This window comes from Pseudomonas sp. (genome assembly GCF_030696055.1).
Taxonomy (GTDB): domain Bacteria; phylum Pseudomonadota; class Gammaproteobacteria; order Pseudomonadales; family Pseudomonadaceae; genus Aquipseudomonas.
Window position 1 is genome coordinate 1 of sequence record NZ_JAUYNP010000005.1, and the last position, 10,866, is coordinate 10,866.

Consider the following 10,866-nt stretch of genomic DNA (forward strand, 5'->3'; position numbering starts at 1 on the left):
TGTTCAACTATATGGCCAGCGAGCAGGACTGGCAGGAGTTCCGCGACGGCATCCGCATCACCCGCGAGATCATGGCGCAGTCGGCTCTCGACCCCTTCCGTGGCCGCGAACTCAGCCCCGGCGTCGCGGTGCAGAGCGACGCCGAGCTGGACGCCTTTATCCGCGAACACGCGGAAACCGCCTTCCACCCGTCCTGCTCGTGCAAGATGGGCAGCGACGAGATGGCGGTAGTCGATGGCCAGGGCCGCGTGCATGGCATGCAGGGCCTGCGCGTGGTCGATGCCTCGATCATGCCGCTGATCACCACCGGCAACCTGAACGCGCCGACCATCATGATGGCCGAGAAGATCGCCGACAAAATCCGCGGGCGCAAACCCCTGCCACGCAGCAACGCGCCCTACCATGTGGCCGGCGCCGCGCCGGTACGCGGCACCGCGCAACGCCAACGCTGACGCAACTCTCGTAGCCCGGATGCAATCCGGGCTACGGACTATCCCTAGGCTAATCGCCCCCGGTCGCACCAACGCCTGCCTAAGCCGCGCGCCTGCTACACTGCGCGCCATTTTGCTTATCAGGCCTGTACCGTGACCCACACCGCGTTTTCCTCTCTGCCGCTTTCCGCCGCCATGCTGGCCAACCTCGAGTCCCTCGGCTATACGGCGATGACGCCGATCCAGGCGCAGAGCCTGCCGGTGATGCTCAAGGGCATGGACCTGATCGCCCAGGCCAAGACCGGCAGCGGCAAGACCGCGGCCTTCGGCATCGGCCTGCTCAATCCGCTGAATCCGCGCTTCTTCGGCTGCCAGGCACTGGTGCTGTGCCCGACCCGCGAGCTGGCCGACCAGGTGGCCAAGGAAATCCGCCGTCTGGCCCGCGGCGCCGACAATATCAAGGTGCTGACCCTGTGCGGCGGCGTGCCGTTCGGCCCGCAGATCGGCTCCCTGGAGCATGGCGCACAGATCATAGTCGGCACCCCGGGGCGGATTCAGCAGCACCTGAGCAAGGGCACCCTGAAGCTCGACGGCCTCAACTGCCTGGTGCTGGATGAAGCCGACCGCATGCTCGACATGGGCTTCTACGACAGCATCGCCGAGATCATCGTCCAGACCCCGACGCGGCTGCAGACCCTGCTGTTCTACGCCACCTACCCGACCGGGATCAAGCAGCTGGCGGCGAGCTTTATGAGCGATCCGCAGCAGGTCAAGGCCGAGGCCATGCACGACGACAGCCAGATCGAGCAGCGCTTCTACGAGATCGCCCCGGAAGAGCGCCTGGACGCCGTGGTCAAGCTGCTCAACTGCTACCGTCCGCAGTCCTGTGTGGCCTTCTGCTTTACCAAGCAGCAGTGCCAGGAAGTGGTCGATCACCTTACCGCCAAAGGCATCTCGGCTGCCGCGCTGAACGGTGACTTGGAACAACGCGACCGTGATCAGGTGTTGGCGATGTTTGCCAATCGCAGCCTGTCGGTGCTGGTGGCCACCGATGTGGCCGCACGCGGCCTGGACATCGATGCGCTGGACATGGTGATCAACGTGGAACTGGCGCGGGATTCGGAAATCCATATCCACCGCGTCGGCCGTACCGGTCGTGCCGGCGAGAAAGGCCTGGCCATGAGCCTGGTGGCCCCAGCCGAAGGCCATCGTGCCCAGGCCATCGAAACCCTGCAAAAGGCTCCGCTCAACTGGCATCCGCTGAGCAGCCTGAAACACCAGGGCGGCGCGCCGTTACAGCCGCCAATGATTACGTTGGGCATCGGCGCTGGGCGCAAAGAAAAACTGCGCCCCGGCGATATCCTCGGTGCCCTGACTGGCGAGGCTGGCATCCCTGGCGCGCAGGTCGGCAAGATCGCTATCTTCGACTTTCAGGCTTATGTGGCCGTTGAGCGCGGCGTGGCCATGCAGGCGCTCAAGTGCCTGAGTGAAGGCAAGATCAAGGGCCGCTCGCTGCGCATACGTACCCTATAGTTGCAGTAGGCAAACAGACGGCCGCAGTGACGCGGCCCGCAGCAGAGGAGCGCCCCTTGCGCAATATTCTGGTGGTCGAAGACAGCCCCCTGGTGCTGAAAATCCTCGAACACCTGTTCCGCAAGGAAAGCGCCCTGCAACCTATCTTCTGCGCCAGCCTGGGCGAGGCCCAGGTGATGCTGGAGTCCTCCGCCAGCCTGTTCTTCGCCGCCATAGTCGACCTCAACCTGCCGGATGCCCCGGATGGCGAAATAGTCGACCTGGTGATGGCCTACCAGCTGCCCTGCATAGTGCTGAGCGGCAGCTACAACGAGCAACGCCGCGACCAGATGCTGCTCAAGGGCGTGGTCGACTACGTGCTCAAGGAAAGCCAGCACTCCTACGAGTACGCCTTCCGCCTGCTGCACCGCCTGGAAAGCAACAGCCAGGTGAAGATCCTGATCGCCGAGGACTCCGAAGCCACCCGCCACTACATCCGCAACGTGCTGACCCCGCACCGCTACCAGATCATCGACGCCTGCGACGGCGACGAGGCGCTGCGCATCCTCAAGGAGCAGCCGGATATCGACCTGCTGCTGGTCGACCACAGCATGCCCGGGCTCAGCGGCTTCGACCTGGTCAAACTGCTGCGGCAGAAGATGAAGCGCCACGAGCTGATCATTCTCGGCCTGTCCGCCGACACCAAGGGTTCGCTCAGCGCCATGTTTATCAAGCACGGCGCCGACGACTTCCTGCGCAAGCCGTTCTGCCCGGAGGAGCTCAACTGCCGGGTCATGTCGACCCTGGAACGCCGCGACCTGATGCTCGCGCTCAAGCAGGCCGCGCAGTTCGACGCCCTCACCGGGCTGAACAACCGCCGCGCCTTCTACCAGCACGGCCAGCTGTTGTTCCAGCAGGCCAAGGCCGGCGGGCGCGACCTCAGCGTGGCGATGCTCGACCTGGACTTCTTCAAGCGGATCAACGACGAGCATGGCCACGCCAGCGGCGATGCGGCGCTGATCGCCTTCGCCCGGGCCTTTGCCGGCGCCTTCCCCGACGCCCTGCTCGGCCGCCTGGGCGGTGAGGAATTCGCCATGCTCAGCCAGCAGGACGCCGCGGCCTTGAGCGAGACCCTGGACCAACTGCGCGCGCAGTGCGCCAGCCTGAAATACGCCCTGGGCGCGCCGCCACTGTCGTTCAGCGCCGGAATCTTCCAGGGCGCCCCGGACGACCTGGAAAACGCCCTGCACCAGGCCGATATGCGCCTGTACCAGGCCAAGCACCAGGGCCGTGGGCGCAACTGCTGGCAGTAGTCGGCCCGGCTATCCACTGGCCTTAGGACGCCAGGCGCTCCGCCAGCAACTGCCGATCTAAAAACCCTATGACTTTCTCGGCATATGCTTTGGGCTGCGCGGCATAGGCATGGGTATGCTCGGCCCCCGGCACCTGCCAGAACTCCGTTGGTGTCTTGCCCTGCAAGGCCAGCCATAACAGCTTGCCGTCTTTCACCGGGGTGAACTCATCGGCCTCGCCATAGATCATCAACAGACTCGGCCTGCCCATCAGGCGCTGCGCGGCATAGGTGGGACGCAAACGGCGCTCGCCGGCTGGATAAAGGATTTTGGACAGCTGGATGCCCAACTTGGGGATGGGATAACGCGACCAGAAGTGCAATAGGGTCGGAAAGGCGGATTCCAGCACCGCCGCCTTGAACGGATGGGCGGGTTGCGCCATGGCGCACAGGCTCATGGCCGCCCCCATGGACGCGCCGAGCACCGCCACCGGCAAATCCGGATACTGCGCCTGCAGGGCCAGACCGGCGGCCACTACATCCAGGGGGAAATCCATGGTGCTGGAGGTGCTTTCGCCAAAGCCATTCAGATCGAACAGCATCACGTGATAGCCCGCCTGGCGCAGCAGTTCGGCGTGCCCATATTTCATCCAGAAGCCCTTGGCCGCCACACCCATGGGATGCGCCATCAGCACCGCGCCCTTGGCTTGCGCTGCGTGGGCGGGGGCTAACAGCGCAGAGAGGGTCGCCCCGGACGCACTGGCCACGCTCAGGCGCCGCCACTGGCGCTGTTCGACGTTTTCCGGCCAGCGCCAGGGCCGCACGAAGCGCCCGAAAAAAGGCTTCTTGAACAGTCTGTATGCCGTGTGTTTCATGCTGGCAATCCCTCTGCGTTATCGATGATCGAGCCCCGCGGGCTCGATAGGCACAGACTAGGGATTGGCCAGGGCTGCCTCTATGGGCAGAAATGACATATAACATGCGATTTTTTACGCAGGCGCAGGACAGCGCCGGAGAAACGCCATGAACGTCAGCATCCTGATGGCCGATCACTGTTCCTCCACCAGCGTGGCCGCCACCCTGGAGTTCTTCGAAACCGCCAATGTCCTGCACCAGTATGCGGCGAAGAAAAGCGCACGCCACGACCCTGGCCACGCCCCCCTGTTCAAGCTGGAAACCGCCTCGCAGGATGGCCGCAGCGTCGCCTGCACCGGCGGCCTAAGATTGACCCCGGACAAGGCCCTGGCCGAGCTGAACCCGCCGCAGCTGATCATAGTGCCGGGCTTTATGTTCAATATCCTGGCCGTGCTGCCCGGCCTGGACAAGATGATCGAATGGCTGCAATTGCAGCACCGACAAGGCTGCTATATCGCCAGCATGTGCACCGGCGCCTTCGTCACCGCCCAGGCTGGCCTGCTGGATGGGCGCTGCGCCACCACCCACTGGGTGTTCAGCGAACAATTTGCGCAACGCTTCCCCAAGGTGAAGCTGCAGCCCGAACGCACAGTCACCGATGACGGCCAGCTCCTGTGCTCGGGCGGCTCCACCAGCGGCAGCGACTTATTGCTGCACCTGATCCGCAAGTTCTCCTCGCCCCAGCTGGCGGCCGAGTGCGCCAAGAAACTCCTGGTCGATGTGGCCGTGCGCAGCCAGACCCCTTACGCGAGCACCACCTTCAAGAAAAACCATACCGACGCCGAGATCCTCAAGATTCAGATCTGGCTGGAACAGCGCCTGGCCCACAGCATTGTCATGGAACAGCTGGCCGCCGAATTCGGCTTGAGCATGCGCAACCTTATCCGCCGCTTCAAAGAAGCCACCGCGCAAACCCCCATCGAATACCTGCAGAACCTGCGCATCGAAAAAGCCAAGTTTCTCTTGGAAAGCAGCCAGCAAGGCTTCGAGCAGATCACCCTGCAGGTGGGTTATGCGGATGGCAATTCCTTCAGGCGCCTGTTCAAACAGCGGGTGGGCCTGGCCCCCAGCGCCTACCGCAAGCGCTTTGAAAATACGCGCCAGTAATTATCAAGGAGCGTTCTTCCGCGCGACCCGCTACAGGCCGTGGCGCTGGAAAATCTGCGCATAGCTGCCATCGGCGCGCATGGCTGCGATGGCCTGATCGAAGGCCTCGGTGATCTGCCGGTGCTGCGGGTGCTTGCGGCTGACCAGAATATGCAGGCCGTTCTCGCTGAGCGGCTGCGGCAGAAACTCCAACTCCTCGCTCAGCCCGGCCAAATCGCGGCCCAGATAGAAGCGCGCCACCAGCTCATCCTCCAGGGCCAGCTGCATCCTGCCCGCGTGCAGCATGCGCGCGCCCATGACAAAGCCGCTGACCTCGACCTTACGCAACTGGCTGTCCTTATCGAACGGGTTGCCATAGGCATAACCGCGCACCGCCGCAATGCTATAGGGGTACAGGTCGGACAATTGCTTGAACTGGATAGCGCTGCCCTTGCGCTGCAAGAAGCGGATGCGGTTGATCAGATAGGGCTGGGAAAAATAGCCGTAACTGGCGCGCTCATCGGCGTACCAGGCACTGATCAGCACATCGTAAGTGCCCCGCTGCAAACCTTGCACAGCCCGCGCCCAGGGCACTTGCCTGTAGGTCGTGGCATAACCGGCACGGGTCAGGGCCGTGCTGACCAGATCAGTCGCCAGGCCGTTGTTCAGCAAGGTCTGGTCATTGAACGGCGGCCAGGGATCGGCCACCAGGCGCAAGGCCTGCGCCGCCCAGCTGTACAGCGGCAATAACAGCAGCGACAACAAACAGATACGCAGTGCATTCATCCAAGCCTGCCCCAATCAGCGGATTACTGAGCCTAGCCGCAACCAGCAAAGCCGTGTGCCCCAAACACAATAAGTTGAGCGCCCGGTTTATTCGGCTGCACGTCGCGTGACCCTGCGCCCAGGCTAAGCCTTCGGGACGCAACGGCAGCGACAACCCAGCGGCGCTGGCCGGCAGGAGCAGGACAGCATTAAAACCTAGCGATTGTCTAGAGTCCGTGGCGTTGAAAAATCTGCGCGTAGCTGCCATCGGCGCGCATCGCCTCGATGGCCTGATCGAAGGCCTCGACTATCTGGCGATGCTGCGGATGCTGGCGGCTGACCAGCAGATACAGGTTGCTCTCACTCAAGGGCTGCGGCAGGAACTCCAGATCATCCCGGATATCGGCCAGCTCACGGCTGAACAAGTAGCGGGCCACATATTCGTCCTCCAGCGTCAGATCCAAGCGCTGGGCGTGCACCATACGCGCGGCGGCGGAGAAGTCGGTGACCTCGGCCTTTTGCAGTTGCGCATCGCTATCGAACGCGGGGGAGTAGGCATAGCCGCGACTCACGGCGATGCGGTAGCCATAGAGATCCGCCAATTGGGTGAACCGCACGCCACTGCCGCGACGCTGAACGAAGCGGATGCGGTTGATCAGGTAGGGTTTGGAATAGTAGCCAAAGGCCGTGCGTTCGGCGCTGTACCAGGCACCCACCACGGCATCAAAACGCCCGTGCTGCAGCCCCAGCAGGGCGCGCGCCCAGGGCACCTCGCTCTGCACCGTGGCATAACCCGCGCGGGCCAACGCGGTATTCACCAGATCACTGGCCAGGCCGTTATTGAGCAGGCGGGCGTCGGTGAAGGGGGGCCAGGCATTGGCCGCCAAACGTAGAGGTTCGGACGCCACCACGCTGCCTATTGCCCATAAGAGCAGCACTGCACACGCGCGCCACATGCCTCGACCTCGACTCACTGGACAACTGCCATTCAGCTTAGACCCTAGGCTACCCAATGCTGCCCCTCGGCCGGATGCTGGCAGCCCCGCCCTTTCGGGTACTATGCGCGCCAATCCGGGCGCAGTCCGGGTGTCAGTGCAGAATCCAGAGGAGCATGCGGTGTCCGCTACAGACGTTGTGATCATTGGCGCCGGCGCGGCAGGCCTGATGTGCGCCCTGACGGCCGCCGGGCGCGGGCGCCGGGTGCTGCTGCTGGATCACGCCAACAAGGCCGGCAAGAAGATCCTGATGTCCGGCGGCGGGCGCTGCAATTTCACCAATATGTACTGCGAACCGAGCAACTTCCTCTCGCACAACCCGCACTTCTGCAAGTCCGCCCTGGCCCGCTACAACCAGTGGGACTTTATCGCCCTGGTGGCCAAGCATGGCGTGCCCTACCACGAGAAGAAGCTCGGCCAGCTGTTCTGCGATAACAAGGCCAACGCCATCCTCGATCTGCTGCTGGCCGAGTGCGCCGAGGCCGGCGTCGAGCTGCGCCTGAACACTTCGGTGGGCGAGATCGCCAAGACGGATAGCGGTTACCAGTTGCACACCAGCGCCGGGCCGATCGCCTGCCAGTCTCTGGTAATCGCCACCGGCGGCCTGTCGATTCCGACCCTAGGCGCTACCGGCTTCGGTTATCAGGTGGCCAAGCAGTTCGGCCACCAACTGCTGCCGACCCGCGCCGGCCTGGTGCCGTTCAGCATCACCGACCCGCAGCTGAAAACCCTCTGCGCCGAGCTGTCCGGCACCTCGGTGGAGGATTGCCTGGTCAGCTGCAACGGCCAGAGCTTCCGCGAGAATATCCTGTTCACCCACCGCGGCCTGTCAGGTCCGGCGATCCTGCAGATTTCCTCGTTCTGGCAGCCGGGCGACACCGTGCATATCGACCTGCTGCCGCATATCGACCTGCCCGAGTGGCTGGCCGAGCAACAGCGCGAGCGACCCAACAGCGAGCTGAAAACCCTGCTGGCCGAGCTGTTCACCAAGAAGATGGCCGGGCTGCTGGCCGATAGCTGGTTCGCCAGCAAGCCAATGAAGCAGTACACGCCGGGCGAGCTCAAGGCGATTGCCGAGTGCTTGTCCGACTGGCAACTGGTGCCCGCCGGCACCGAGGGCTACCGCACCGCCGAGGTGACCCTGGGCGGCGTGGACACCCGCGAGGTGTCGTCGAAGACCCTGGAGTCGCTGAAGTCGCCGGGGCTGTATTTTGTCGGCGAGGTGCTGGACGTCACCGGCCATCTGGGCGGCTTCAACTTCCAGTGGGCCTGGGCTTCGGGCTATGCGGCGGCGCAGTACGTCTAAGAACCAGTCTCGGATCTGCTGCGCGTCGGAAAAACTGCGTTGAAACGAAGTAACAGCCTTTAGGCTGGTAAAACGGCGGCGACGCAGCCGCAGCAGATCGCGGACAAAACCACCCCAAAAACCGGCATCAGTCGCGGATTCCTCCAGGACCTGCGCTTGCCGTGGCTATTGCCTGGCAAATAGCACAAAACCCCCGCTCTTAGCGCGCCAGCGTACGGATAGGGCTGGCACTGCGCCGTAACTTTAAGTCATTGCGGGAGTCGAAACATCATGCTCCCTGGGCAGACGCTGAGTAGTACCGCCTGAACTATCCGCGCCTATACCTCAGTTGTTGCTGATACGGGCACTATCCAGAAGGACCACAGCATGTCGAACCCATCGCGGTTACTTACCCTGAGCGGCCTGCTGCTATGTGCCCTGTGCGCCACCCTGTTCGCCAACAGCGCCAATGCCGACCCTTCCGGGCGCGTGGGCTACCTGAGCGACAGCCATGGCCTGGTGAGCTATTCGCCGTCTGGCGAAGAGCAGTGGACCGAGGTTATGCGCAATCGCCCGCTGATCCGCGGTGATCGGCTCTGGACTGACCGCGACGCCCGCGCCGAATTTCAGGTCGGCAGCTCTGCCGTGCGGATCGACGCCAACAGCAGCGTAGAGATTCTCGATCTGAACGACCGCATTACCCAGCTGCAACTGACTCAGGGTGTGCTGAGCCTGAGCGTGCGGCGCCAGTACAGGGATCAGCTCGTCGAGATAGACACCCCCTTGCTGGCATTCACCATCAGCGGCAGCGGTCGCTACCGCATTGACGTCGATCCGCGATCCGGGGCAACCACCATCACGGTGTGGGCGGGCATTGGCGAAGTCTACGGTGACAACGCCCATTTCAGCCTGCGTGCGGGCGATTCGGTGCGTTTCTACGACACGGATTTGCACGACTACCAGATGTACGGTTTGCCGCGCGAGGATGATTTCGATCTCTACTGCCTAAGCCGTGACCAGCGTTTCCAGCGCGCCGAGTCCCTGCGTTATGTCGACGACGACCTGGTCGGCTACAGCGATCTGGATGAGTACGGCAGTTGGCGCCCGGTGAGCGGTCACGGCCATGTGTGGTTTCCAAGCGGAATATCCGTCAACTGGGCACCTTACCGCTATGGTTATTGGATCTGGCAGGAACCCTGGGGCTGGACCTGGGTGGACAATGCGCCCTGGGGCTTCGCGCCCTCGCATTACGGCCGCTGGATCTACGTCAGCAATCACTGGGGCTGGGTTCCCTGCATACGCCGGGTACAGCCAGTGTACGCACCCGCGCTGGTCGCCTTTATCGGCGGCAGCGGCTGGAGCCTGACGCTTGCGCTGGGCGGTGGCTCTTCACCGATCGGCTGGTTCCCGCTTGGACCGCGAGAAGTCTATGTGCCCTCCTATCACGTCAGCCGAGATTATTTTTCCCGGATCAACCTGAACAACACGGTGATCCACAACACGACCATCACCAACGTCTACAACAACTACTCCAGCGGCACGCTCAATATCGGTCAAGTCAACTACGTCAACCGTCAGATTGAACAGGCCGTGACCGTGGTGCCCAGCGCTGTATTCGTCAACGCACAACCGGTGCACGCGGCAGCGCTGCGGGTTGACCGTCAGGCCCTCGCCGCCGGCGAAACCATGCGGATCGCCCCGATTGCCCCCAGCAAGCGCAGCGTGATCGGTAGCGGCGAGGTTGCCAAGGCGCATCCGGCCTCACAAGTGTTTGACCGTCGAGTGGTCGCGCGTAATGCGCCACCACCTGCCGAGGCGCCGTTTTCCCTGCGCGAAAAACGCTTGCAGCAACAGCCTGGACGGGCGCTGGAGCCTGCCGCGGTGGAAAGCGTGCCAGACAGCAGCGGCCAACGGCGGAAAAACGTCCGGGTGCTCGGCGAGCCAGAGCGCGCCGCGGAACCGCGCCGCGCCGACGACTCCGCTCAACCGCCACCCCTGGATCGCTCGCTCGAACCGCAAAGAAGACCCGAGCGCGGCAACGACCGAGAGGATAAGCAGCCGGGCCAACCCAGACAGGAACAACAGCCACGCAACCTCGACAGCGACCCGCAGGCGGCGCAACAGCAACAGCAACAGCAGCAGCTGCTGCAGCGCCAAGCCGAGAGTGAGCGCCAGGCCACCCAACAGCAACGCAAGGCCGACAGCGAACAGCAGGCCGCGCAACAACGGCAGGAGCAACTGCAACGCCAAGCCGAGAGCGACCGGCAAGCCGCCCAGCAACAACGCGAGGCCGACGACGAGCAGCAGGCCGCGCAACAACAGGAACAGCAGCAACGCCAAGCCGAGAGCGAACGACAGGCCGCCCAGCAGCAACGCAAGGCCGACGACGAACAGCAGGCCGCGCAACAACGGCAGGAGCAACTGCAACGCCAAGCCGAGAGCGAGCGCCAGGCCGCCCAGCAGCAACGCAAGGCCGACGACGAGCAACAGGCGCAGCAACGCCAGGAGCAGCTGCAGCGCCAAGCCGAGAGTGAGCGCCAGGCCGCCCAGCAGCAACGCAGGATCGACGACGAGCGACAGGCCGCG

The 10,866-nt window shown here is 63.6% G+C and carries 9 protein-coding genes; 6 read left to right on the forward strand and 3 right to left on the reverse strand.

The window, feature by feature from the left end:
• The 3 genes from Q8Q83_RS00235 to Q8Q83_RS00245 form a co-directional block, all read left to right on the forward strand.
• Positions 1–452, forward strand: a 452-nt coding sequence (locus Q8Q83_RS00235) for a GMC oxidoreductase (RefSeq protein WP_305620099.1), incomplete at its 5' end; no start/stop codon positions are given.
• A gap of 132 nt (positions 453–584) precedes the next feature.
• Positions 585–1,964, forward strand: coding sequence for an ATP-dependent RNA helicase DbpA (gene dbpA / locus Q8Q83_RS00240; RefSeq protein ID WP_305620100.1), 1,380 nt, complete (start codon positions 585–587; stop codon positions 1,962–1,964).
• A gap of 56 nt (positions 1,965–2,020) precedes the next feature.
• Complete coding sequence (locus tag Q8Q83_RS00245) at positions 2,021–3,256, forward strand: diguanylate cyclase domain-containing protein (RefSeq protein ID WP_305620101.1); 1,236 nt, start codon at positions 2,021–2,023, stop codon at positions 3,254–3,256.
• 22 nt (positions 3,257–3,278) lie between these two features.
• Here the strand turns inward: Q8Q83_RS00245 and Q8Q83_RS00250 are convergent, their stop codons facing one another.
• On the reverse strand, positions 3,279–4,109 hold the full coding sequence (locus Q8Q83_RS00250; RefSeq protein ID WP_305620103.1) for a S9 family peptidase: 831 nt from the start codon (positions 4,107–4,109) through the stop codon (positions 3,279–3,281).
• A 148-nt stretch (positions 4,110–4,257) separates the two neighbouring features.
• Here Q8Q83_RS00250 and Q8Q83_RS00255 point away from each other — a divergent pair, with 148 nt between their 5' ends.
• On the forward strand, positions 4,258–5,256 hold the full coding sequence (locus tag Q8Q83_RS00255) for a GlxA family transcriptional regulator (protein WP_305620105.1): 999 nt from the start codon (positions 4,258–4,260) through the stop codon (positions 5,254–5,256).
• A 30-nt stretch (positions 5,257–5,286) separates the two neighbouring features.
• Here Q8Q83_RS00255 and Q8Q83_RS00260 read toward each other — a convergent pair whose 3' ends face one another.
• Positions 5,287–6,021, reverse strand: coding sequence for an ABC transporter substrate-binding protein (locus Q8Q83_RS00260; protein WP_305620107.1), 735 nt, complete (start codon positions 6,019–6,021; stop codon positions 5,287–5,289).
• 206 nt (positions 6,022–6,227) lie between these two features.
• Positions 6,228–6,956, reverse strand: a complete 729-nt coding sequence (locus Q8Q83_RS00265; protein WP_305620108.1) for an ABC transporter substrate-binding protein — start codon at positions 6,954–6,956, stop codon at positions 6,228–6,230.
• A gap of 160 nt (positions 6,957–7,116) precedes the next feature.
• Between Q8Q83_RS00265 and Q8Q83_RS00270 the strand changes: the two genes are divergently transcribed.
• Positions 7,117–8,301 (forward strand): NAD(P)/FAD-dependent oxidoreductase, encoded by a 1,185-nt coding sequence (locus tag Q8Q83_RS00270; RefSeq protein WP_305620110.1) that lies wholly within the window; start codon positions 7,117–7,119, stop codon positions 8,299–8,301.
• A 366-nt stretch (positions 8,302–8,667) separates the two neighbouring features.
• Positions 8,668–10,866, forward strand: a 2,199-nt coding sequence (locus Q8Q83_RS00275; protein WP_371132331.1) for a DUF6600 domain-containing protein, incomplete at its 3' end; no start/stop codon positions are given.

Coding starts and splice junctions, on each gene's coding strand:
- Q8Q83_RS00265 (WP_305620108.1), bottom strand. CDS start 6,956: ATGTGGCGCGCGTGTGCAGTGCTGCTCTTATGGGCAATAGGCAGCGTG.
- Q8Q83_RS00260 (WP_305620107.1), bottom strand. CDS start 6,021: ATGAATGCACTGCGTATCTGTTTGTTGTCGCTGCTGTTATTGCCGCTG.
- Q8Q83_RS00255 (WP_305620105.1), top strand. CDS start 4,258: ATGAACGTCAGCATCCTGATGGCCGATCACTGTTCCTCCACCAGCGTG.
- Q8Q83_RS00250 (WP_305620103.1), bottom strand. CDS start 4,109: ATGAAACACACGGCATACAGACTGTTCAAGAAGCCTTTTTTCGGGCGC.